This is a genomic window from Commensalibacter sp. W6292M3, assembly GCF_016101315.1.
Taxonomy (GTDB): Bacteria; Pseudomonadota; Alphaproteobacteria; order Acetobacterales; family Acetobacteraceae; genus Commensalibacter; species Commensalibacter melissae.
Map to the genome: position 1 here is coordinate 256564 of NZ_JACFQT010000001.1, position 25700 is coordinate 282263.

At 39.5% G+C, this 25700-nt stretch carries 19 protein-coding genes and 1 pseudogene; 9 read left to right on the forward strand and 11 right to left on the reverse strand.

Translation table 11 applies throughout. The features are described from left to right. Positions 1 to 210: 210 nt before the first annotated feature. Positions 211 to 1737, reverse strand: coding sequence for a 2,3-bisphosphoglycerate-independent phosphoglycerate mutase (gpmI, locus tag H3T57_RS01185; protein ID WP_198192704.1), 1527 nt, complete (start codon positions 1735 to 1737; stop codon positions 211 to 213). Positions 1738 to 2103: 366 nt separating this feature from the next. On the opposite strand from gpmI, the pseudogene msrB reads away from it, so the two are divergent. Continuing rightward, positions 2104 to 2486: pseudogene (msrB, locus tag H3T57_RS01190) on the forward strand (peptide-methionine (R)-S-oxide reductase MsrB). 5 nt (positions 2487 to 2491) lie between these two features. Here msrB and H3T57_RS01195 read toward each other — a convergent pair. From H3T57_RS01195 to greA, 3 genes are all read right to left on the reverse strand, one after another. Beyond that, on the reverse strand, positions 2492 to 3667 hold the full coding sequence (locus H3T57_RS01195; protein ID WP_198192705.1) for an MFS transporter: 1176 nt from the start codon (positions 3665 to 3667) through the stop codon (positions 2492 to 2494). Between the two features lie 359 nt (positions 3668 to 4026). Then, positions 4027 to 5229 carry a threonine ammonia-lyase gene (locus tag H3T57_RS01200; protein WP_198192707.1) on the reverse strand — a complete coding sequence of 401 codons (1203 nt, stop codon included), beginning with the start codon at positions 5227 to 5229 and terminating at the stop codon, positions 4027 to 4029. 18 nt (positions 5230 to 5247) lie between these two features. Next, positions 5248 to 5721, reverse strand: coding sequence for a transcription elongation factor GreA (greA, locus tag H3T57_RS01205; RefSeq protein ID WP_110438619.1), 474 nt, complete (start codon positions 5719 to 5721; stop codon positions 5248 to 5250). 144 nt (positions 5722 to 5865) lie between these two features. Here greA and H3T57_RS01210 point away from each other — a divergent pair, with 144 nt between their 5' ends. Next, on the forward strand, positions 5866 to 6432 hold the full coding sequence (locus H3T57_RS01210; RefSeq protein ID WP_198192709.1) for a chorismate lyase: 567 nt from the start codon (positions 5866 to 5868) through the stop codon (positions 6430 to 6432). Between the two features lie 22 nt (positions 6433 to 6454). On the opposite strand, the gene carB is transcribed toward H3T57_RS01210, so the two are convergent. Together carB and carA are read right to left on the reverse strand one after the other, a co-directional pair. Then, entirely contained in the window at positions 6455 to 9703 is a 3249-nt protein-coding gene (gene carB, locus H3T57_RS01215; protein ID WP_198192711.1) for a carbamoyl-phosphate synthase large subunit, read from the reverse strand. Between the two features lie 10 nt (positions 9704 to 9713). Next, positions 9714 to 11105 (reverse strand): glutamine-hydrolyzing carbamoyl-phosphate synthase small subunit, encoded by a 1392-nt coding sequence (gene carA, locus H3T57_RS01220; protein WP_198192717.1) that lies wholly within the window; start codon positions 11103 to 11105, stop codon positions 9714 to 9716. A gap of 149 nt (positions 11106 to 11254) precedes the next feature. Between carA and H3T57_RS01225 the strand changes: the two genes are divergently transcribed. The 7 genes from H3T57_RS01225 (at position 11255) to H3T57_RS01255 (ending at position 18745) form a co-directional block, all read left to right on the forward strand. Further along, positions 11255 to 11710, forward strand: a complete 456-nt coding sequence (locus H3T57_RS01225; protein ID WP_155565755.1) for a GatB/YqeY domain-containing protein — start codon at positions 11255 to 11257, stop codon at positions 11708 to 11710. A 17-nt stretch (positions 11711 to 11727) separates the two neighbouring features. Beyond that, positions 11728 to 13554 (forward strand): DNA primase, encoded by a 1827-nt coding sequence (gene dnaG, locus H3T57_RS01230; protein ID WP_198192718.1) that lies wholly within the window; start codon positions 11728 to 11730, stop codon positions 13552 to 13554. A 254-nt stretch (positions 13555 to 13808) separates the two neighbouring features. Continuing rightward, complete coding sequence (gene rpoD / locus H3T57_RS01235; RefSeq protein ID WP_198192719.1) at positions 13809 to 15764, forward strand: RNA polymerase sigma factor RpoD; 1956 nt, start codon at positions 13809 to 13811, stop codon at positions 15762 to 15764. 264 nt (positions 15765 to 16028) lie between these two features. Continuing rightward, a complete protein-coding gene (gene rpsF / locus H3T57_RS01240) occupies positions 16029 to 16511 on the forward strand; it encodes a 30S ribosomal protein S6 (protein ID WP_198192721.1) in 483 nt (160 codons plus the stop codon). 3 nt (positions 16512 to 16514) lie between these two features. Beyond that, positions 16515 to 16790, forward strand: a complete 276-nt coding sequence (gene rpsR / locus H3T57_RS01245; RefSeq protein ID WP_110438356.1) for a 30S ribosomal protein S18 — start codon at positions 16515 to 16517, stop codon at positions 16788 to 16790. Between the two features lie 14 nt (positions 16791 to 16804). Then, positions 16805 to 17371: a 50S ribosomal protein L9 gene (rplI, locus tag H3T57_RS01250; RefSeq protein WP_198192723.1), complete on the forward strand. Its 567-nt coding sequence runs from the start codon at positions 16805 to 16807 to the stop codon at positions 17369 to 17371. A gap of 174 nt (positions 17372 to 17545) precedes the next feature. After that, positions 17546 to 18745, forward strand: coding sequence for a cyclopropane-fatty-acyl-phospholipid synthase family protein (locus tag H3T57_RS01255; protein ID WP_198192725.1), 1200 nt, complete (start codon positions 17546 to 17548; stop codon positions 18743 to 18745). Between the two features lie 16 nt (positions 18746 to 18761). Here H3T57_RS01255 and rsmA read toward each other — a convergent pair whose 3' ends face one another. Genes rsmA through lptF form a run of 5 tightly spaced genes read right to left on the reverse strand, consistent with a single transcriptional unit; the run spans position 18762 to position 25690 of the window. Beyond that, positions 18762 to 19613, reverse strand: coding sequence for a 16S rRNA (adenine(1518)-N(6)/adenine(1519)-N(6))-dimethyltransferase RsmA (gene rsmA / locus H3T57_RS01260; RefSeq protein ID WP_198192726.1), 852 nt, complete (start codon positions 19611 to 19613; stop codon positions 18762 to 18764). Further along, positions 19552 to 21033 (reverse strand): peptidylprolyl isomerase, encoded by a 1482-nt coding sequence (locus tag H3T57_RS01265; RefSeq protein WP_232349702.1) that lies wholly within the window; start codon positions 21031 to 21033, stop codon positions 19552 to 19554. Before H3T57_RS01265 ends, rsmA begins: the two co-directional genes overlap by 62 nt. Continuing rightward, on the reverse strand, positions 21030 to 23408 hold the full coding sequence (locus H3T57_RS01270) for an LPS-assembly protein LptD (protein ID WP_230880515.1): 2379 nt from the start codon (positions 23406 to 23408) through the stop codon (positions 21030 to 21032). The genes H3T57_RS01265 and H3T57_RS01270 overlap by 4 nt, the downstream gene beginning before the upstream one ends. Continuing rightward, entirely contained in the window at positions 23408 to 24526 is a 1119-nt protein-coding gene (gene lptG, locus H3T57_RS01275; RefSeq protein WP_155572100.1) for an LPS export ABC transporter permease LptG, read from the reverse strand. The genes H3T57_RS01270 and lptG overlap by 1 nt, the downstream gene beginning before the upstream one ends. A 3-nt stretch (positions 24527 to 24529) precedes the next feature. After that, positions 24530 to 25690, reverse strand: coding sequence for an LPS export ABC transporter permease LptF (gene lptF / locus H3T57_RS01280; protein ID WP_122123869.1), 1161 nt, complete (start codon positions 25688 to 25690; stop codon positions 24530 to 24532). Positions 25691 to 25700 lie beyond the last annotated feature (10 nt).

The window sequence follows — 25700 nt, forward strand, 5'->3', positions numbered from 1 at the left end:
CTGAATTATAAATATAAAAACATGAAATTTAAAAAATGAAGATAAATGACAGAGTTTCAGAACGGCCTCGATAAATTCAATTTATGTAAAAATATTCAATCATTGATATATTAAAATTTTACAGTGATAAAATGAAGATCATAAAAAACCTTTAGAATGAATTATTCTAAAGGTTCGTTAATGACATGCAAAACTCGGTTAATAAATACTTTATTCTTTGATCAGCACTTTACCTGTCATTTCCTTGGGCTGAGATAAATTCATCAATTTTAAAATCGTTGGTGCCAGATCTGCCAAACGGCCGTCATGCAGTTGAACATTCTCAACACCATCAAGGATAACGGGAACTCTGTCAAGCGTATGTTGAGTATGAGGTTCACCAGTTTTTTCATCAACCATCATTTCACAGTTTCCATGGTCAGCCGTAATAATTAGGGCTCCATGTTGTTTCCTGATGGCTGGAACAATTTTTCCAATAGCTTTGTCAACCGCTTCAACCGCTTTAATGGCAGCTTCAATCTTACCTGTATGACCGACCATGTCAGGATTTGCGAAATTGACAACGATCAGGTCATATTTTTCACTGTTGATGGCATTTACAACTTTTTCAGTTAATTCGGGTGCCGACATTTCAGGTTGAAGGTCATAAGTTGCAACTTTTGGAGAGTTGACCAGAATACGATCTTCGCCAGGGAAGGGGTCTTCACGACCACCATTCAAGAAATAAGTGACATGAGGATATTTTTCCGTTTCCGCAGCCCTGAGCTGTTTCAATCCAGCGTTGGAAACGATTTCACCCAGAACATTGGTTAATGTTTCTGGTGGGAATAGCACGCCCATTTTCTTGATTAATGTATCGCTATATTGTGTCATCCCCAACACTTTAGAAAATTGGACGGTTTTGGTACGTTTAAAACCTGTAAAATCAGGTTCCAATAACGCATCCATTAACTGACGGATACGATCAGCTCTGAAATTAAAGGATAAAACGGCATCTTGATCCTCCATTCCCTTATAATCACCAATAACTGTTGGCACGATGAATTCATCGGTAACTTTTTGATTATATGATTCAGAGATTGCAGCTAACGCATCCGTTTTGTGAGGACCCTTGCCCTCTACAATAACATCATAGGCTTTTTCAACACGATCCCAACGTTTATCACGATCCATTGCATAATAACGTCCTGAAACAGTGGCAATCTTTACATCCTTTGGTAGTTCATTTAAAGCCGTCTCAATATAGCCCCTCGCAGATTCAGGAGGAGTGTCACGTCCATCAGTAAAGACATGTAGTGCAACTTTAATGCCATAATCGTGTAAGGCCTTGGCCAGACCAATGGCATGTTCCTGATGGGCGTGCACGCCTCCTGGTGAGAAAAGTCCGAGTAAATGGCAAGTCTTGCCATTTTTTTTCAGGGTTTCAACAAAATCCTTAAACAATGGTTTTTTCAGAATGTCTCCAGTTTTAATGGCATGGGTAATTTTTGGAAGTTCTTGCATAATGACACGGCCAGCGCCGATATTCATATGTCCGACTTCAGAATTTCCCATTTGTCCATGAGGCAATCCAACATCTTCATTACTTGCATCAAGAAGAGCATGTGGAGAATTTTTAAAAAGTGCATCAATATTGGGAATACTGGCATTGGCAATAGCATTATCTTTTTTATTTGGGTTATACCCAAATCCGTCAAGGATTGTCAGCATAACGGGGCGATATTTTTTTTGAGTCATTTTTATGTCCTGTTTATTTGTTCATGGATCGTTTTGATTTTTGTTTTTGATGAACGTTATATAGTTAAAAGTTAGTTAAGTAGATAAATGAATGCAACCAGAATTTGAATTTTATCAATGATTGACTATGATCTTATAAACTAACCATATTTTGGAAAATCATAATATTATGATTCATAATCTGATTTCATGGGGATATTTATTTAATGCTTGAAATAATATCAGTAATTTTAACGAAATTATATAAAAATAATTAATAAATATAAGTATAATTGTTTAAATAAATTAAAATTATTTATTATTATTGAAATAATTTGCAAATAATAGATTTTTTTATAAAAAATTAAAAATATAAAGGTTTTAAAAATGAAAAAAGAGAATTCATGGATGATGAATCTAACTCCAGAGCAATTACACGTTATCAGAGATCATGGTACTGAAGCACCCGGCAGCAGTCCTTTGAATTATGAATGGAGAGAAGGGGTGTATCAATGTATTGCCTGTCATGCACCCCTGTTCAAGGCAAATACGAAATTTGAAAGTGGTTGTGGCTGGCCATCTTTTTTTTCTGTAATAAATGGTGCGATCGAAACGGAAGTAGATACAAGTCATCATATGAAAAGGATTGAGGTTCATTGTGCCAATGTAAGGCACATTTGGGTCATTTGTTTCAGGATGGACCTGCGCCAAATGGGGAAAGGTATTGTATCAACGGGATTGCACTCAATTTTGAAAGACAAATAAAATAGTTCATTTAGCCAAAAGATACGTCTTTAGTAAAAACCAACCAGAAAACCAGGGCACAAAGGGCAATCAGTGAAAGCGTGAGAAAAGCCTGATCATAACCATGGTATTTTGCTATTGTTCCTGCAAGATAATGACTGCATGATGCGCATAATCCCTGACATGTGAAGATAATGCCTAGTCCCGTATTAAATCGTCCTGATCCTTGCATTATCTTGGCGACGATTCCAGGGATGGCAACACCGATCAGGCCAGCACCAACACCGTCAAGAATTTTGGCAGGAAGCAAAACAAGGGGATGTTGAATTGTTCCAATCAGTAATCCTCTTGCAGGTAGTACAACAAGGGCTAAAACAAGCAGAATTCTATATTCATGCCGTTTTGCAAAAAACGCGGCAAAAATGGCCATTGGGATCATTGTTGTCTGAGCAATTATGATCGTCATGGCGGTATAGGATCCCGGTTTATTGATAATATTTTTTGCGACCATTGATTGACTTAAAAGTGGAAGCATCGCTGCATTGGCAAGATGGAACAAACCGATCGTAACAGCAAGAATAAAAAGTTTTTTATTTTTTAAGAGTTTGAAAAAGGGTTGGGGACTGGTTTGGTTGACATTTAATCCCCGTGCAATTTTATTGTCAATTTGTCTGGATGGGATTAATGCAAGGGCTGTAATAGCCAGGAATGCTGAACAGCTCATTAAAATAAAAATAGCCTTTAATCCAAAATAATAACTTGCTATTCCGGCTATAAGGGCTGCACAAGCATTTCCTGCATGATTAAATGATTCATTATACCCAATTTGTTTATCAAAGAGATCGGGTCCCACCAATCCCATTGTTATGCTGACTGTTGCTGAAATAAGGGTTGCTCCGGCAATGGCAATTAACATTTGAGAAATGATTGTCATTGGCAAATTGGGATAATGATAGATAAAATAGCAGCCGATAATGATACTGATTGTGGCAATAATACCTATATTTTTTTTGTAACGAATATGATCAATCAGCATACTTACGGGTGTGGTGATGATTATGCTGGTTAACCCAGCCAATGTCATGACAAAACCGATTTTATTAACTTGCCAATGATTTTGCTGCAGAAACACACCTAGGAAAGGTCCTAAACCGTCCCGAACATCGGCTACAAGAAAATTAAACAGATTAAGAAAATAAAGTGGCATAAAATCTTGAAATTGTCATTGTTATGAAGAATTGATTATATATGATTTATTTTCTTTAAAAAGCAGCTTAAAAGAAATAATTAAGTTTAAAATTACTTTATTTGGTGAATATTCAATATTTTATAAATAATTTTATGAATAATAAAAGTAATTTAAAAGTGTTATAATTAATTGTATTAATTTTTATATAAAAGTTTAAGTATGACAATGAATTTATCAAAAAATATTTTTGAATGTTTAATTCAATAGCTTTAAATAAATTTTAAAATAAATATTTATACAGGATTTAAAATCATTGAATTAATTAAGGTGATTGAATACGAATTGGTTGAAATATATCTGTATTCAATCAATTCAGACTAAATTCTTTCGACAGTATATTTTTCTCGAAGGCTTTGTATAATTTCCTCTGCATGTTCTGCACTGCGTGCTTCCGCCATAATTTCGAGAATGGCCGATTGAACGCTTGAGGTCGAGAATAACCGTTGATGTGATACCTCTATGATATTTCCACCCTTTTCAGTTCCAATAATGTGGGAAATGTCAGCCAATACACCTGGACGATCAGGAATTGAGAATCTTAGACGTAATAGTCTTCCTTCCCGTAGGAGGGTTCGAAGTAGGGTGTTGGCCAATATACGTGTATCAATATTTCCCCCGCTGATGGGAAAGGCAATATTTTTACCCTTAAACCGTTCTGGATAGGTTAGAATGGCAGCCAGACCACTTGCCCCCGCTCCTTCGGTAATTTGCTTGGCATGTTCCGCTACAAGGGTTATAGAATCCTCAATGGCCTCCTCTGGGACGGAAACGATATCTTCCACATATTTTTCTATGACTTCAAAAGGATAAAAACCTAGTTTGCGAACGGCTATACCTTCCGCAATGGTTGCACCGCCAGGCGGTTTTAACGCTTTATGGGTGGCAAAGGAATATGAAAAATAACGATCGCTTTGAACACCAATTATTTTTGTGTAGGGTCTTAAAGCGGCAGCTACAACAGCACATCCCGAAATCAGTCCACCCCCGCCAACGGGAACAATCAGGTAATCAAGGTCTGATTTTGTATCCTCGAAAATTTCCAGAGCCAATGTTCCCTGTCCAGCCATGACTGCGGGATCATCATAAGGATGAATGAAAACACGTCCATCTTCCTTGGCGAGTTGATTGGCATATTGGGTGGCCTCGGTAAAATCTTCACCTTCCAAAACAATCTTGGCACCCCAGGCCGCGGTTCGGTTGATTTTTGTCACAGGTGTGAATTTGGGCATGACAATAATCGCATCAATACCAAGTAATTGTGCATGGCGTGCAACGCCTTGGGCATGGTTGCCGGCTGAAACGGTGATAACCCCCCGTTTTTTTTCCTCTTCAGTCAGCAGGGCAAGCCGGTTGGCAGCGCCACGTTCCTTGAAAGAGCCAACGGCTTGAAGATTTTCAAGTTTCAAGGTGATATCTGCATTTACTCTTTTTGACAGGGACTGACAAAACAGGGTGGGAGTGCGGATAATATTTTTATTTATCCGTTGCGCCGCATCATGGATGTCGTTAATTGAAATCATAATAGTATAAATCAGGGGTTAAGCGTAGATAACATCAAGGATTTCATAAGATCGATCTCCCCCAGGTGCAGGGACAGAGATCGTTGCTCCTTTTTCCTTACCGATCAGAGCCTTGGCCAAAGGGGATGAAATTGACAATAGACCTAATTTGATATCGGCTTCATGAAGTCCAACAATTTGAAAGGTGGACTCTTTTTCTGTTTCTTCATCAATCAAAACAACTTTTGCGCCAAATTTAACAGTGTTTCCTGATAGGCTTGATGGATCGATAACCTGAGCCGATGAAATTATCTGTTCAAGTTCCAGTATGCGTCCTTCAGTAAAAGACTGGCGTTCACGCGCCGCTTCATATTCTGCATTTTCAGAAAGATCGCCATGACTGCGTGCCTCAGCGATCGCACGTATAATTTCTGGCCTTTCTTTATCTTTAAGTCTGCGTAGCTCTTCTTCCAGACGTCGTAGCCCTTGAGCCGTCATTGGAAATTTTTGCAAAGTTGAATGTCCTTTAAGAAACAAATTAAGAATATTATATAAATACAATTGTTATTATAAACATATTTTTCTATAAAGAAAATTTTTGTAGCATATTACATTATTTTATTTCTAAATCAATTCTCAATCTCTATATTTGATTTCATGTATCATAAAAAGTTATGCTGGGCAGATCATTCCCGATGGAAATCCCGTCTTTCAACCCATGAAGATGAATGGCTGTTCAATTCGGAATCTTTGACAAAACGGTTAATTCGTTTAAGTCGAAATCAATTTTCATTAAAGCGTCTGTCTGAACAAAAACAAAAAATCAGGGAAGATGAATGCGGGATATTAGAGGTTGGTTATCCAAGTCTGAAACAGGTCAGGCAGGTTGTTTTGGAGGGACAAGGTCAAGCATGGATATATGCCCGTAGCATTATCCTGTCCAAAGGGGAGGATCTCAGGGGAAACCTTTTTCAGGCAATTGGCAATAAACCGCTCGGGTCTGTATTATTTCAAAAAGATGTTTTTGAAAGGTCAAAAATTGAAATAACAAAATATCCTAGAGAACTCTTGCCAATAGATTATCGCCATGTTGATTTATGGGCAAGAAGATCGGTATTCATTTGTTCCAGTCAATCAGTACTTGTGCAAGAAGTATTTTTACCGGATTTATGGAAACATATAGTTAATAAAAAAAAGCAGGTTTATAATAATCACCTGCTTTAGTTAAGAAAATAACCTTAGAATTTTAATGATTAAAATAAGATTGCAGCGGGGCCACGTCCAGTTTGCCTTCACGCAAAGCCGCAATGGCATGGACGGCGGCGGCGGCACCTGCCATAGTTGTATAGTGGGGTATATTATGGGTCAGCGCGGAATGGCGTATGTCGAAACTATCGGCGGTTGCCTGTGCACCCTGAACAGTATTGATAATCAGCTGGACTTCTCCGGAAAGGATCGCGTCGACACAGTGTGGACGACCCTCCAATACCTTGTTAACCACCTTGGCTTCAATACCAGCATTCTTTAAGGTTTCGGCTGTTCCACGTGTGGCCAGAATTTTAAATCCCATTTCTGTCAGTTTTCTGCCCAGAGGCAATAGAGAGGGCCGATCACTATGACGTACCGAAAGGAAAACATTGCCTGTTAAGGGTAAGGTTACGCCGGCACCCAATTGAGATTTTGCAAAGGCACGTTCAAATGACGTGTCAATACCCATGACTTCACCTGTAGATCGCATTTCAGGGCCGAGAATGATATCTACATTGGGAAACCGCGCAAAGGGGAACACCGCTTCTTTAACGGCGACATGACCTCTAACAGAACGCTGTTTTAACGAAAAGGATCTCAATTTTTCCCCGGCCATGATTCTTGCCCCAATCTTGGCAATGGGTACCCCGGTTGCCTTTGCAACAAATGGAACAGTTCTTGAGGCGCGTGGATTGACTTCCAATATGAATATTTCATTATTCTTGATTGCATATTGTACATTCATCAATCCAACAATCCCCAAAGCTTTTGCCAGGGTCGTGGTTTGTGCCTGCAATTCTGTTACCAGGGCGGGTGAAAGGGTGTAAGGTGGAATAGAGCAGGCACTGTCACCAGAATGAATGCCGGCTTGCTCGATATGTTCCATTACACCGGCGACGTAGACATCCTCTCCATCGGCCAGACAGTCTACATCGGTTTCAATGGCATCATTAAGATATTGGTCAATCAATAATGGGCCGGAAGATACATCGACACCAGCAGAGGAAAGAACCTCATTCAGATAACGATGCAGACTATTTCTATCATGGACAATTTCCATGGCTCGTCCGCCCAGCACATATGAGGGGCGAATAACCACTGGATAACCGATTTTTTCCGCAATTATTTCGGCATCTTCGGCATTATGAGCAATTCCATTTGACGGTTGCCGTAAACCAAGTTTTTGTAACAGGGCCTGAAAACGTTCCCGATCTTCTGCAAGATCAATAGCATCCGCTGGAGTACCCAATAGGGGGATGTTAGCTTCTTCCAGTGCTTTGGAAAGTTTAAGTGGCGTTTGTCCACCATATTGCACGATACATCCCTTTAAGACCCCTTTTTCCTGTTCGCGACGAATAAGCGCAATGACATCTTCTGCCGTTAGAGGTTCAAAATAAAGACGGTCAGACGTGTCATAATCGGTTGAGACAGTTTCAGGGTTGCAATTGACCATAATGGTTTCATATCCCGCTTCCCTTAAAGCATATGAAGCATGAACACAGCAATAATCAAACTCGATGCCCTGTCCAATACGGTTGGGGCCACCCCCCAAAATGACGATTTTTTCACGATCAGTCGGATGGCTCTCGCAAATTGGTGTATTAAAACCACCCTCATAGGTTGAGTACATATAGGAAGTGGAAGAGGCAAATTCACCCGCGCAGGTGTCAATTCGTCTGTAAATTGGATTAACGTTGAGTTTTTGACGATATTGCGCGATTTCCTTTTCTGACTTTTGTGTCAATTCTGCAAGCTGTTTGTCAGAAAATCCCATAGCCTTGATATTTCTTAGTTCAAATGGGTCAGAGGGCAATCCGTTTTTCTCGATCTGATTTTCAACAAGAATAATCTGTTGAAGTTGTTGTAAAAACCATGGATCAAAATGGCAGGCTTCATGGATATTTTCCAGTGAGATTCCCGCACGGATGGCTTGAGCGGCCACTAGAATTCGATTGGGTCTTGGTTGGGAAAGAGCTGCACGGAAAGAATCTTCGTCACCATCTCCGGGAATGGTTACCGGATTAAGTCCCGTCAAGCCGATTTCCATAGAACGCAGACCTTTTTGAAGTGCTTCCGGGAAGCTACGTCCGATAGCCATCGCCTCACCAACAGATTTCATGCTTGTATTGAGCAGGGCAGGGGTACCAGGAAATTTTTCAAAGGTAAAGCGGGGAATCTTAACTACAATATAATCAATGGTTGGCTCAAAAGAAGCAGGTGTTGTTTTGGTAATATCGTTTTTGAGTTCGTCAAGGGTGTAACCTACCGCCAATTTGGCCGCAATTTTGGCGATGGGAAAACCGGTGGCCTTTGAAGCCAGAGCGGATGAACGCGAAACCCGGGGATTCATTTCAATAATGACCATACGTCCATTTTTTGGATTCAGACCGAACTGAACATTTGATCCACCTGTATCAACCCCAATCGCTCTCAGGCATGCAATTGAGGCATCCCGCATGCGTTGATATTCTTTATCGGTGAGAGTCAGTGCCGGTGCGACGGTGATTGAATCCCCGGTATGAATTCCCATGGGGTCAATATTTTCGATGGAACAGATGATGATACAGTTATCCGCCTTATCACGGACCACCTCCATTTCATATTCTTTCCATCCAACAATACTTTCCTCAATCAGGACTTCTGATGTTGGAGAGGCATCCAAACCCGCACTGATGATATTTTCAAATTCATCCGTGTTGTATGCAATACCGCCCCCAGAACCACCCAGAGTAAAAGATGGACGGATGACCACAGGTAATCCAATTTCCTTTAAGGATTCTCTTGCCTCTTCCATAGAATGAGCAATGGCGCTGCGAGGGCTTTCAATGCCAATGGCATCCATGGTCTCACGAAATTTCAAACGATCTTCCGCCCGGTCAATAACATCGGCTTTTGCGCCAATCAGCTCAACATTATTTTTTTCTAGAAAACCTGATTTTGCAAGGGAAATGGCGGTATTTAAAGCTGTCTGTCCCCCCATGGTTGGTAAAATGGCATCGGGTTTTTCTTTCAGAATAATGCGTTCTACCGTTTCAGGAGTAATTGGCTCGATATAGGTTGCATCAGCCATATCAGGATCTGTCATGATTGTCGCGGGATTCGAATTCAATAAAATTACGCGATACCCTTCTTCCTTCAGGGCCTTACAGGCTTGGGCACCCGAATAGTCGAATTCGCAGGCCTGGCCAATAACAATTGGACCAGCACCAATAATCATGATTGAAGATATATCAGTTCTTTTAGGCATATTGGTTACTCTATGATCTTTTATGGGAAGAGGAATGCTGATCCATCAATTCAACAAAGCGTTTGAAAAGATAATGGCTATCGGTTGGGCCGGGGCTTGCTTCTGGATGATATTGTACGGAAAAGGCCGGATAAATCTTTGAGGCAATCCCTTCGTTGGAATGGTCGAACAAATTGATATGCGTTTCGTGTACGGTATCGGGTAAGCTTTTTGGATCAACAGCAAAACCGTGATTTTGGCTGGTAATTTCAACCTTGCCCGTCTTTAAATCTTTAACAGGTTGATTTGCCCCGCGATGTCCCTGATCCAGTTTGTAAGTTTTACCGCCCAAGGCATGAGCCAAAAGCTGATGACCAAGACAAATTCCGAAAATTGGAATATTTCTTTTTAGCAACTCCCTTAAAACTGGAACTGTATAATGAGCTGTTGCCGCTGGGTCTGCAGGCCCATTCGAAAGGAAAACACCATCAGGGCTATAGCTCAATATTTCCTCAGTTGATACTGTAGCGGGAACAACGACAAGGTCACATCCGACATTGACAAGATTACGAAAAATATTACATTTTGCACCGTAATCAATGGCCACGACTTTATAGGCAGGCTTGTTTTGATTTTTTTTATCGCTTTTCCAGCACCAGACATCTTTTTTCCAGGAATGGGATTTTGGACAAGTAACCTCTTTTGCGAGATCCATTCCCTTTAATCCAGGCCATCTTTTAATTTCTTTCCGTAAAAATTCCAGATCAAAATTTCCGTCTTCAGGCCAGAAGATCAAAGCATTTTGTGGACCTTTTTCACGGATAAGGAGGGTAAGGGCACGAGTGTCAATTCCATAAATTCCTGTCACATTTTGCTTTTTAAGCCAGCTGTTTAAATGACTGGTCGATCTCCAGTTGGAAGGTTCAGTAATTTTTTCTTTGATGATCAGTCCTTTTGCAACAATTGTATCTGCCTCGTTATCATCGTCGTTAGTACCTACATTTCCAATGTGTGGAAAGGTAAAGGTAATAAGCTGGCCAGCAAAAGATGGATCTGTGAGGGTTTCTTGATATCCCGTCATTCCGGTAGAAAAGCAGATTTCTCCAAGGGCAAGGTTGTTTTTTGAAGAATGGGCACCAAATCCCATTCCCCACAAGACGGTTCCATCCTCCAGTAAAAGAATGGCATTTGCTTTTGATGGGCGTTGGGTCTTTAAGCTGATAGAATTATCGTCATAATTATTTTTTTCAGGTTGCAAATCTTTTAAAGTTAATCCTGTTGCTTGTATTATTGTAGCCCAGTGTTTAGAAGGAATGGCATGAGCCTGCTTCCATTTGCGAATTGCTTCGGTAGAGACTCTGGCAATCTTGGCCGCCTTTTCAATACCGCCGAGCTTGGAAATAACTGTGTCAATATCTGTCATGTCCCTAGACCTTATGTTGGACGAATATAATTATTAATATTATATGTATATAGGATTGGGAAAAAAAATCCCAGCACTGAATGTAAATAAATATGATGGGAATTTTTTTCCTTATCAAAAAATGCTATACTTTAAGAATGGAGAAAGAAATGAGTTTGCGTGAACGTTTTAAAGAAGAATTGAAAACCGCCATGAAGGCTAAAGAGGCAGGGAAAGTCGCCACGTTACGGATGATTGGGGCCAAATTGAAGGATCTGGATATTAATGCTCGTCCAAAGGGCATTGATCAGGTTGGCGAAGATGAAATTATCGCAATGCTTAAAAGTATGGTAAAGTCCCGTCGTGAATCTGTGGAAATGTACCAAAAGGCAAATCGTCAGGATTTGGTTGAAAAGGAGCAGGGGGAAATCACGATTATTGAAACGTTTTTGCCTGCGCAACTAAATGAAGATCAAATGCGGGACGTTGTAGATGAGGCAGTGGAAAAGACAGGAGTCTCGTCTATTAAGGAAATGGGCAAGGTTATGGGTTACCTAAAGGAAAATTATGGTTCTGTTCTTGATTTTTCTAAGGTAAACGGATTGGTAAAGGCTAAACTCTCTTAATTTATTTAGGGTGATTTGTGGCGTTTGATCAAAGATTTCTGGAAGAATTGCGGCAACGTATCCCGATTCATACCGTTATCGGACGGAAAGTAAAACTTACTCGTTCAGGGCGTTTCTGGAAAGCGTGTTGTCCTTTTCATGGGGAGAAAACACCTTCATTTTATATTTATGAGGATCATTTTCATTGTTATGGATGTGGTGTCCATGGTGATGTCATTTCCTTTGTTATGCAAAGTGAGGGAAGAACCTTTGGTGAGGCAATTAAAGAGCTTGCCGCGCTGGCAGGATTGGATATTCCTGAACAGACATATCAGGACAGGCAAAGGATTGAAAAACAGCATAGTTTATACGATGTTATGCTTGCCGCACAGGATTATTATCGTTTGGCCCTAGATACACCTTTGGCTAAGACAGGTAAGCAATATCTACTTGAACGCGGAATTCTGAAAGAAACTTTTGAAACGTTTAAACTGGGATGGTCTGGAGATGGTCGTGGAGGTCTTATCCATTTCTTAAAGGAAAAAGGATATGATCTTGAACTTATTGGAGAGGCTGGACTTCTACGAAAAAAATCTGATACTGAATGGGGTGGGGAGCTATTTTTTAATCGAGTAATTTATCCCATTCATGATCGTAAGGGTCGACCTATCGCTTTTGGCGGAAGAATTATTGGCGATGGACAGCCGAAATATTTGAATAGTCCGGAAACCCCTTTATTTTCAAAGCGTCGTACCTTATTTGGGCTAAATCATTTATCATCACTTTTTGTGAGAAAGGAGGTGGATCCATTATATAATACAGTTCTCGTTGTTGAAGGGTACATGGATGTCATTGCGTTATATCAGGCAGGATTTCATGGAGCGGTTGCACCATTGGGTACGGCTTTGACAAAAGATCAGATGGGTTTGTTATGGCGTGTAACCCCCGAACCCGTTCTCTGTTTTGATGGGGACAGGGCTGGGCACAAGGCCATGTTGCATGCAGCTGAGGAATCTTTACCGATTTTAACTTCTGAACATACATTGAATTTTTTGACACTTCCCGAAGGTGAGGATCCTGACAGTTTTGTTAAGAATCAGGGTGGAGAGGCATTTTTAAAGCTTATTCCTAAAAAACAATCCTTATGTGATGCCATATACGGGATTGTATCGGCTCATGTGGATATAAAATCCCCTGAACAACGGGCTGCGTTGAAAACGCGGCTAATTTCAATTGCTCAGCATATTGATGACAAGATTCTGTCAAAGGAATATCGCCGTATTTTATTGGATCGCTTTTATCAGCAATTCTATCCAAAAGCCGACCGATATGGAACATTTGCAAAAAAAACTGATGTAAATTTGTCAAATCGGATTCAAAAAATTGATAAGGAACAGATTGATTATAAAAGGATTTGCATTTTATTCGCTATCTTGCTGCATTATCCAGAACTTCTTTTTTCTGTGGAGTCCGCTTTTTGTCAGCTATACTTGCCTGCAAAATTTATTAAGTTGAGAGAATTTTTTGTTGGAATTCCTTTTGAAGGAACGACCTTAGATGATAGAATAAATTTCCTTGAAAAAGAGGGTTTTTCTGATTTAATTAATGCAATTAATGATGAATTTTCTATTTCTTCTTCAGATCAATTATCGCAAAAATTTGATTTACATTTAATTGAAAAACAATGGTGGCATTTCTATGGGTTATTGAATATTCAGGAACTTGAAAACCAAGTTGAGCTGGCTCGCAAAGCATGGGTTGAATCTCCAGATGAACAGCATCAGAATATTTTTGTCGCACGTGTAAAAGCCCTTGAAATTGCCAGGACAGGTTCAAACAATGAACAGGAGGATGATTTCTTATAATAATTGTTAGCTAGGGATATGATAAAGACTTGATTTATCTTTCCGTAGATATCATGTCTAATATATGTTGCTTTAGATTTGGCTGTAAATGTTGTTTAGTAATTCTTTATAGTATTCATCGTGCGAAAGTCAGTTTTGTGAGCCAATGTTAATATTAGCAAGCATATAAATTTTATAAATAATTTAAAGCATACCTTAAAGGTAAGTTTGAAGTTAAGGTTTAGGTAGAATTAGGAAGCTTTTTTGAGGCAAAAATGGCAGTCACAACACCATCTAAAATTGAAGAAAATTCAAGTGATAACGATACAAATGTTTTGGATACACAATCCGCTGTTGTAAAACGTTTGATAAGTAAAGGGAAAGAGCGCGGTTACGTAACTTTAGATGAATTGAATGCTATCTTGCCCCAAGATAAAATGTCTTCTGAACAGATTGAAGATGTTATGGCTATTTTTTCAGAAATGAACATCCAGATTATAGAGAATGAAGAAGAGGATGCGGATGGTGAAGAATCCGAAAATGAGTCAGATAAAGATGATTCGGAAGAAACGGTTGCAACTGAAACGAATACAGGTCGAACCGATGATCCCGTTAGGATGTATTTGCGTGAAATGGGGGCGGTAGAGCTTCTTTCACGAGAGGGGGAAATTGCCATTGCCAAGCGGATTGAGGCTGGACGGAACCAGATGATTGGGGGGTTATGTGAAAGCCCCCTGACTTTTAGGGCAATCATTGGGTGGTATGAACAGTTAAAAACCGAAGAGGTGCTGTTAAGGGATATTGTTGATCTGGAAGCAACTGAGAATGAATATGACCAGGTTGAATTGTCAAATATGGATGATTCTTTGTCCGCTTCGCTTGATCATGATACTTCTGACGACAGTGAGGAGGAAAATGAGGATGGTGAGGAAACGGAGAGTGGCGCGGATGAAGAAAATAATCTTTCTCTTGCTGCTCTAGAGGAAAAGCACAAGGACGAGATCCTCAAACATTTCAGTGAAATTGAAAAGAACTATCCCAAGTTATATGAGTTACAGGCTCAGCGCTTGGAAACGATTCAGGCCGGTGAAAAACTTACCAGTAAATTTGAGACAAAATATGAGGCTTTAAGGGATAAGCTTATTGAAGAGGTTCAGCAAATTCATTTGCAAAGTAATAAAATCGAATTTCTTGTTGAACAGTTGAAAATGGTTTTCAAAAAGCTTGCCAGCCTAGAGGGAAGTATGTTGCGTGCAGCGGAAAAATGCAAAATTTCCCGTGATGACTTTTTATCAAAATATCATGGTCATGAATTGAATCCTGACTGGCTTGAAGCGGTTGGAAATTTACCTGGCAAATACTGGAAACTTTACGTTGAAAAATACGGTAAAGAAATTGGTCAATATCGTGATCAAATTGCCGAGCTTTCTCAAAAGGTGGGATTGCCGGTAACAGAATTTAGACGGGTTTTTTCTACAGTTTCGTATGGTGAGCGAGATGCGTCTCGTGCCAAGAAAGAAATGATCGAAGCGAATTTGCGCTTGGTCATTTCAATTGCAAAGAAATATACGAATTGTGGATTGCAATTTTTGGATTTGATTCAAGAAGGCAATATTGGTTTAATGAAAGCGGTTGATAAATTTGAATATCGTCGGGGATATAAATTTTCAACCTATGCAACTTGGTGGATTCGTCAGGCAATTACCCGTTCAATTGCCGATCAGGCTCGAACAATCCGTATTCCTGTTCATATGATTGAAACAATAAATAAATTAGTGCGTACTTCACGACAGATGCTGCATGAAATTGGCAGGGAACCAATGCCGGAAGAGTTGGCGGAAAAACTCGGGATGCCTCTGGAAAAGGTAAGAAAAGTATTAAAAATTGCTAAGGAACCTATTTCACTGGAAATTCCAGTGGGTGATGAAGAGGATAGCCATTTAGGGGACTTCATTGAGGATAAAAGTGCTGTTATTCCATTGGATGCGGCAATCCAGACAAATTTGCGAGAAGCGACGACACGTGTTCTGGCTTCCTTGACCCCAAGGGAAGAACGCGTTTTGAGAATGCGTTTTGGTATTGGGATGAATACAGATCATACGCTGGAGGAGGTTGGACAGCAGTTTAATGTCACACGTGAACGTATTCGCCAGATTGAGGCAAAAGCCTTGCGTAAATTAAAACATCCAAGTCGTAGTCGCAAATTACGGTCATTTTTGGATGACAATTAAGATCCAATAAGATTTTTTCAATTTGATACAACTCTTAAAATTGTAGTCTTCTATATAGATATTTTCTAATAAACAATAAGGAAACTAATTATTTATGGAAGATTATAGTTTATAGGACTTGCATTTTTTTATTTTTTATGGTTTCTAGAAATCTTCTTTCCTGCCAAGGTTTAACGGCTATGCCTTGGCTATACCCGCTAGATGAAAGAATATATGCCAATAATTTTTTGGTAATTGGGTTGAAGTCAGCCGAAGGGAGATATTATGCCATTATATGAATGCGTGTTTATTGCACGTAATGATGTGACTCAACAACAAGTTGAAGACATTGCTAATGGAATTGCTTCTTTGATTGAAAATGAAGAAGGTTCCGTTAAAAAACGCGAATATTGGGGATTACGCAACCTTGCTTATAGAGTCAAGAAAAACCGTAAAGGTCACTATATGCTCTTGGGCATTGATGCTAAACCAGAAACCATCAAGGAAATTGAACGTCAATTTAATCTGAATGAAGATGTTTTACGTTTTCTGACCCTAAGGGTGGAAGAAATTGATGATACACCTTCTCCAACATTTTCACGTAAAGGGGATGAAAAGGAACGTACTTCAAATCGTTCTGTATCAAAAGCATCCGGTCGCTTTGACAGCGGTCGTAAACATGCTTCAGAAGATGAAGATGCTTCCGATCTGGTTGACGAAGAAGTGGTTGTTTCTTCAATCGAAGTTGAAGAGGATAGGGAGGCTTAATTCATGTCAGAAGAAATTCAGGTAAATATAGCTGCACGTCGTATTGCTGTTGGTGCTCGTCGTCCTTTTCATCGCAGACGCAAAACATGTCCTTTTTCATCAGCAAATGCACCAAAGATCGACTATAAGGATATTCGTTTGTTATCTCGTTTTCTATCAGAAAGCGGTAAAATCGTTCCAAGCCGTATTACAGCCGTATCCGCAAAAAAACAGCGTGAATTGGCACAGGCAATCAAACGTGCCCGTTTCCTCGCTTTATTGCCATTTGTTCAGGATTGAGGAGGAACATTAATATGTCTGCAACTGAAGTTATCCTACTTCAAAGAATAGCAAAATTGGGGCAAATGGGGGACGTTGTTAAAGTTAAGCCTGGTTATGCCCGTAACTATTTGCTTCCTCAAGGTAAGGCCATTCGTGCAACAGCGATAAATCGTGAACGTTTTGAGAGGGAACGTAGCCAGCTTGAAGCACAAAACATTAAACATCGTGAAGAAGCTGAACGCCTCTTGGAACGTTTGGAGGGACTTTCTGTAACGATTATTCGTCAGGCAGGTGAAAGCGGAAACCTTTATGGATCTGTTTCCGCACGGGATATTAGTGAAGGCGTTTCCAAGGAAGGGTTAACGATTTCCCGTCAACAGGTTGAAATTCACCATCCAATTAAGATGTTGGGATTATATCAGGTGAGAGTTCAACTTCATCCTGAAATCCATTTGGATGTTAAAGTTAATGTTGCCCGTTCCGTCGAAGAGGCTGAACGTCAGGCACAAGGTGAAGCAACGGCTGTGGAAGTTTTTGAAAATACACCACAGGATGACCCAACTGAAGAGGTTTCAGAGGAAAAAGCTGTTTCTGAATAAAACATTTTGAATATATTCTTTTTTCATGGAATTTTGATAAAACGAGAGGTTTATCCTCTCGTTTTTTTTATCTGTTAATGAATAATTTTTTGCGATATCATTGATTTACAAATGGAAATAATTTTTCTCATATGATTATTCTATTTTTTCAAAATGATAAGAAATAAGCAAGATATGATGAAATTAATGGATTCAATTTTTAAGCATTTGATAAAAAAAGGATATTTGGAGGTTATTTATCCTGATAAGCATAGTAAATTTTATGGACATGCACAAAGTAAGCATTATGCTTGTGTTGAATTGCTAACACTTGAAATATGCAAACGATTACTCATAAATCCTGGGTTGGCTTTTGGTGAGGGTTATATGAGTGGCGAAATCCGTCCTGTCAATTGTTCAATTTACGATGTTCTGAATATTTTAATGAGTAATGATTTATCTCATGATCATATCGGTGAAAAAATTGCTTCCATATGGCGATATTGCAAACGGTTCTGGTCACAACTAAATCGTATTCAGCAATCCCAGAAAAACGTTGCACATCATTATGATTTAAGAAAAAATTTATATGAGCTTTTTCTGGATCAAGATTTGCAGTATTCATGTGCTTATTTTAAAAATGGAAATGAAAATCTGGCGGAGGCTCAGAAAGCAAAGAAAATACATATTGCCAATAAGCTTTTGTTAAATAAACCCAATCTAAAAATTTTGGATATCGGTTGTGGTTGGGGCGGCATGGCTTTATTCCTTGCCAGAGAATATGATGTGGAAGTAACAGGGATAACACTTTCCCAAGAACAATTGCAAGTTGCTAGGAATCGAGCCAAAGAGGAAAAGTTACAAGATAAAGTTCAATTTTATTTAACGGATTATCGGCTGGTCAAGGGATCTTTCGATCGGATTGTATCAATTGGTATGTTTGAACATGTGGGTATACATTACTATACGGATTTTTTTAAGGAAATTAAAAATATATTGATGCCTGACGGAGTTATGCTTCTTCATTCCATAGGTCGATCAGATGGTCCAGGCTCGACAAATGCATGGATTAATAAATATATATTTCCTGGCGGTTATTCTCCTTCGTTAAGTGAGACATTTGCTGCTATTGAAAAAAACGGCTTATGGGTAACTGATTGTGAAATCCTGCGTTTACATTATGCAAAAACCATTCATTTTTGGTTAGGGAATTTTAAAAACCATCAACAGGATATAATTGCTATGTATGATGAAAAATTCTATAGAATGTTTGAATTTTATTTATCAGCGGCAGAATTGTCTTTTTATTACCATAATCATATGAATTTTCAGTTGCAAATTTCCCCTTCCTTAACCGCCGTACCTTTGACACGAAACTATATGCTTGAAAAATAAGTGTCCAAGTTGAATTTTATGAATGTTGCTTATCAAGATAAAGACGGGCTAGCAGGTCGAATTCATTAATACTCAAAGTTTCCGCTCTTCTTGTTTCATCAATACTGGCTTTTGCAAGTAGGGTTTTTCCGTTAATTGATTTAAGAGAACTTCGCAACATTTTTCGACGTTGGCCAAAGGCGGCGGCAGTAATGGTCTCCATTGCTTTAAATAAGGCAGGGGAAGTTTGTTTTTTATATGGAATAATTTGTATCACGGATGAATAAACTTTTGGAGGAGGAAAAAAAGCACCCGGTGGAATTTGCTTAAGAATGGTACAGGATGCAATCCATTGAGAAATAACGGATAACCGACCATAAAATTCAGTATTCGGTGCCGCACAAATTCGATAGGCAACCTCTTGCTGAAACATCAAGGTAAAGCGTTCCCAGTGATTTGCCTGTTTTAACCAATTTAGTAAAAGAGCGGTTCCAACATTATAAGGTAAATTTGAGATAATTTGTCTTGGTGCTTGACATAAAGTGCTTAAATCAAACTCCAAAGCATTTCGTTCAACAATTTTAAATCGTTGCGGGTAATATTTTTTTAATTCTTGTAATAGGATAACGGCACGATTATCAATTTCTACACCTATGACCGTTTCGGCATTACTTGATAAAATAGCACGTGTGAGTCCCCCTGGGCCTGGGCCAACCTCGATAATGTTCTTATTTTCAAGATCTCCAGCAAGATCAATAATCTGTTCGTTGATTTTTGGATCAAGCAGAAAATGTTGTCCCAGTGATTTTTTAGCCAAGAGATTATGTTTATGAATTGTTTCCTTTAGAGGGGGAAGAATGTTGTTTTGTTTGTTTTTTGTCGGAGTCATTATTTTGTACAGGGGTGTGATATTCGATAATAGCTTGTCTATGTAAATCGCGATCTAATTGTTGAGAGGCTTGTTCAACACGTTGATTCAATAACTGATTGGCAATTTCACTTGCAGAAATGTCGGAAAGATTTTTGCGTTCCTTTGAACAGACCATAAGCAATGAGATACCGTCAAGGGAAACTAAAGGTTTGCTGATTTGACCCGGTTGCAAATCTTTAAGTATGTTAGCCATTTCAGGATTTAAGCGTTCAAGTTGAAGTTCTCCAGGATCGGAAGGTCTTATGTTTCCAGCCTTTTTATTGGCATCTTCCATTTGTTGGCATGAATGTAAAGTGTTTTTATATTTTGTTGTTTGGTTTAATGTGGCAACCTGTTGCGGGGTTGGTTGTTGAGGGTTCAGTTTGGAACTAAAAGGTAAGAAAACCTGTCGTATTTTCATCAGGGTTCCCATCTCATTACCAATGGTTCTGCGTCCGCTAAGCATTGCGATAATATAGCCGCCTGCTACCTTAATAGGATTTGAGATTGCACCAATAGGCATTTTTCTTGCAATAGCTACCACTTCTGGATCCAGATTGTCTTCTTGAACCCATCCCAATGCACCACCCTGTAATGCACTCTGGGATTGTGAAAATTGGGCCGCTACAATCGGAAAAGCAGCACCATTACGTAATTGCTGAATAATGGTTTCAGTAAATTGCAATTCTTGTTCAGGGTGACGAGCATTTTCAACCGGTACGAAGATTTCGTTGATAAGATATTCAGGTTGTCCCACTTCTTGTTTAAGGGCTTTTTCACGTTGTTCAACTTCTTTCGCAGTAATTCGCGATTGGGTGCCCAATTCTTGTTGCACCACTTTTCCCCAACCAATTTGCAATCTGATTTGATCAATTAAAGTGGTTAAAGAAACTCCATCTTCAGCCAATTTATCCCTTAAGGCGTGTTCAGGCATATTATTTTGTTTTTCAATTCCTGAAATTGCCTTGGCAATCTGTTCAGGGGAAATGTTGACGCTGCGTCTTAGCATTTCTTGAATATGCAGGCGCTCGGTAATCATCTGTTTAATCAGTTGTGGACGCATATGTTGCATCACTTCAGGACTTAAATGAATTCCGGCTGTTAATTCAAAGAGTTTCTCACGATTTGCTATATCGCGCTGTGTCAATAATTGACCATTAATAATGGCGATAATTTTGTTTTCATCATCAGATGAGGTTGCTGTAGATGAGAGATCTTCACCATCATGCAAAGTTGTTGGAGGTATTGGGGAATTGGAAATGGCGTGATGTTTTATATTTGCCATGGTATGTGCAATACCGTGACCTGTAAAAACGTAACCAGCCAACAGGAATGATATGATATATTTTTTATATTTTAATACAGTTTCTGAAAGCATAAACATAATAATTGTCATCATCCGTTAATTCCAAATACGCCAATTGTCTTGAAGTTTAGCATAAATAGGACCATGTCACTATTTTCTTCACCGTTAATCATTGTTTTTTGTTTGAAATAAATTACATCGGCACTAAAACAGTCATTTCGATAACCAACAGTACCTCCATAGGCAACTGTTTCCTTTCGTGAAATGCTTCTTCTTCCAAAGGCGGAGGCATGCCAATGATCCCAATCGGTTGAAACACCCAATGTCAATTCGTTTGTTTTCTGCCAATATAATTTGGAGGCGCCCTCATGATCATATGGATTTCTATAGAAGTAATAATAAGGGGTTACAGGTTCATATATATATCCACCATTAATGCCAAAATGAGAGAATCCAAAATTGAATAAAGCGTCTGCAAAATTGACTTTACCGTCATAAGGGTCAACACGAGTTCTTCCTGTTGCGGTTAACCATTGGACAGGAGATATACGCAGGCGAGAGACTACGTCAGACATATGATGATCGAGACCTGAACGTGCTGGCATGTGTCCTTGAATATGTTCCTGATAGCTTTGCCCGACAAGAAAATCGACTTGATGGCCATTCCAGGTCCAATTCCCATGTACACCAACATTGGCACGGGCGCCGCCATCCAAACGATCAGTGCCTTGAAAACGGTTTAAGGCAAAAAGGGTTGTATCTGTGAATTCATAATTCCAGCTGTCTTCATTGGGCATATAGAAATTGCGGCCACCTTTTGAATGAGGAGCGGCAATTAATTGAACAATAGGTTCTATGATTTGAGTTCCTGTTGAGTCACCTATGTGAAACTCTCTCAGGAAGGGCCAATTCATTTTAACGGCAAATGTAGGAAGTGCTTGTCCTGTAAATTGGCTTTTTCTGGTTCTGTAAAACCCGGGCTGTTCATTGAGATGTGTTCCTCGATATATATTTGAATCAACATGTAGTGTAATAAGCCATTTTCTACCTGCACTATCATCAAAAGGTCTATCCCAATTCAAGGCAACTTCACCACGTTGGTCATTAACACCACGTGGACGATAAAGAACAAAATCAGTGGTGTTTAATGAAAATCTTCCGCCTAGTGCATCAGGTTGTCCAAAATAGCTATAAGTATATCGAGGTAAAGAAAAAGGAAGATCGGAATTGTTTATAACTCCGCGATTTAATCCTTGAAAGGCTTGTACGCTAACTTTTGAATAGGATCCTTCACCAAACCCTTCAAGATACAAATCAGATTCTAAAGTATCTTGTCCATAACCGTTAATACGGTAATCACGCATGTAATTTGCAGAACTTGCGACATTGATATTTCCACCATAACGCCAGTGATCATTCAATGCCCATTCTGTTTTTAGGAATAAATAGCCTTGTGCACCTTTTTTAAATTTATCTACAGATCGGTCGGCATAGGAATTATACCAGGCATGTTGACCAACAGTATCATCGGCAATGCCACCTTCCACTCTTAACATTCCCTTGTTGAAACGGGCGCGATAGACTGTGGAAAGCTGTGGTCCTGTTTTGGTCGCAAAAAGAGGAATAAAGGTTAGGTCAGACCATTTATTTATAGCCCAATAATAGGGAATGGTTGTGTAGGCCCCGATATATTTACTGCTCCAATTGATACTGGGAATCAGGAAACCACTACGTCGTTTTACAGATGGATCCGTAATTGAAAAGAAAGGCATGTAAAATACCGGAATTCCCCAGAAATCAATGAAAGTATCTGAGAAATCAATGCGTTGATTTTCCATATCACGGATAGCCTGATAGGATCGAAACTGCCAAAAAGGTGATTTTTTGGGGTTTTTCGCGCAAATGGGGCAGGCGGTATAAACTGATCGACTAAAATCATGGACTTTACCTCCTGTCCGACGTGCCCCGTTGGCAGCAAGTTTACCTCCATCAGCAAGCAGGGCATAGACCTGATCCATAATTCCCTCCTGCATGTTATTTCCCAGTTGCGTATGCTGGGTAAACAAGATTTCACCATCGGGTTCGACCATGGCGACATTACCTGATGCAGTAGCGATGTTTGTTGTTTTGTTAAAAGTAACCTTATCAGCCCTCAAGGTGTGATCATTTTGCCAAATATGCACGTCACCTTCCCAAACAACCTCACCAGCCTTGGAATCATAGGAAACTTTGTCAGCCTGAAATGTGATGGGGTCTTTTCCACTGAAAGGGGCCGCATTGGTTTTTCCAATATTACTATGAGCCATTTGCATTTGTTGTTGGGCATTGGTGACAGAACAAAAAATCCATAAATTAGCGATAAAAGAACTGCTTAAAATACTGAATGCAAGAAAAGAGTAATATTGATTTTGAAGGATTCTTGCTTTCATGATTTTTTGAACAAGTAAGGAGGATAAGGATCTAGACATTAGCCGTCTTCCAGATGAATAAGTAGGGATATTGCGAGACACAAGCCAGCTACGGTCGGAGCCCATGCCGCAATAAAAGTTGGCAAGGCACCTGATTCTCCAAAACGTTCAGCTATTTTGGAGATAGTGAATAAGGCAAATCCCGCTGCAATACCAGAGCCTATCATTCTTGCAACACCTCCGCGTCGAGTTGATCGAGTGGCAAACCCCGCCGCAACCAACGCCATTGTACTTGCAAGTAAAGGTTGGGCTAAAAGCGCTTGAAAATGGAGCCTGTGGCTAATGGATGAAAAACCTGATTTGTCTAGCAATTTAATAAATCCTGGTAACGCCCAAAATGATAAGGTCTCTGGAGATGAAAAACTATCTTCGATATTATGTAAAGTTAAATCAGTTGGTATTTTAATAGTTCCTAATTTAATCGGGAACTTATTCGGTTTTATAGAATAAGCATTGTATAATACCCAGTAAAGATTATGTTGCAAATATCCTGATGGCGATTCAATACGATCCAGTAAATGATTCGCTTCATCTAATCTTAGAACACTAACATCGCTTAAATGTAAATTGCGGTTGATAACATGAACTTGTTGGGCATGTAAAATTGCCACACCTCGAGAGGTTAATTCTTTATCAGATTGTCTTATCCATAAAGAGCCACCTGACATATTCGTGAGTTTTCCACCACCGGTTGTTAAATAGGTTTGATCCAGAATTTCTGCCTGTCTGTAAAGGGTGGAAGAAACGGGGGATATGATTAGTGTGGAAAATAATCCAATTATAAAGGCACAGGCAGTAGGTGCCATTAGGAACTGCCATACGGAAATTCCTGCTGCCCTGGTTACAATAAGTTCAGAAGATCGTGTAAGCTTCCAAAAACAGATTATTCCCCCCAAAAGAATTCCAAAGGGAAGGATCTGCATGCAGAAGTTGGGAATATGATCCAGGGCAATATACGCAACAATACTTGTTGAAACTCCTGGTCTTGTGGCAATGCGACGTAACAGGTCAATAAAATCGAATAATGATACCAATCCTGTCAAGGCTAGAATCATGGAAATGGAAGCCGAAAAAAATTGTCGAGCGATATAGATCGAGATTGTATAAGCGGTGAGCATAATCTATAACTTTCGGCCGTATGAGGAAGGATGGAATGATGCATTATGATGTAATTTAGCCATCATTTCAGATCCGAATAAAGTTACGCCAGCGATTATTCCTGGAAGTATGGCAATAATCCACATTAAAAAAATCAGGTTGGTATTGCGACTGGCCAAATTTTGCATAATCAGCGAGGCGGCGAGCAAACCTACAATCGTAAAAATTGCTGCCAGAGGTCTTAGAATGTTGCCAAACCGAGCAAAACTTCCTTTTAAAACACTGACAAGAGCAATGAGTGTAAAAGATATAATTGTCAGAGGTGAGGTTAATCGTCGGTGAGCCTCTACGGCAAGTTTCCCGTAATCTTTATTGGCAACCTCTTCTGGATCGGGATGTAATAATTCGTAAATTGACATTTCTGTTGCATCACGGGATCGTGCGGCATCGTTACGATTAGAGGACAAATCAATGGTATTACGTTCGAAATTTAGAATATTCAAACGGCCGGTTTTGTGATCAATGACCTCTCTGGATCCGTTAAATAACACAACTTGAGGTTGATCATTTAGAATGACCAGATTTCCTCTTTCTGCTAGAATGGTTGCCTTATTATTGGGTTGGCGATCATCTTCAATTAGTATTCCTTGTAGATTTCCGTTACTGTCTTTGGATTTAATATAAACGGTTAAATTATCAGAAGCGTTAGTGAATACTCCTTCCTCCAGCATGAATGCCGCCATTTTATTGCGAATTTTGTATTCAAATTTCCGGAAAGTGTGATAGGAGGTTGGAACAATCCAAACATTTAATAAATAACAGAAAATCATTGAAATAATTGAGCATATTAAACCTGGTCTCGCCAGGGAAAAAGAGGATATGCCAGCCGCGCGCATAACAATGATTTCACGATCACCATCCAGTCGCTGATAAATGAATTGGACAACGACAAATGTTGTTATCGGTAAAATAACGGCGACAAAAGATGGGATTAACAAGCCGGTTAATTGCAGGAAAACTTTAAGGGACAGTCCTCTTTCAACAACCAAAGAGACAAAACGTAAAGACTGGGTTAGCCAGATTAGAGCCGCCAATCCACCCGTGGTGGCAATCAGGGCAATTAGTAATTGCCGTAAAATATAACGGTCAATCATAGGTAGACGCAAGAATGTAAAAAATTGCATTAGTTAATAT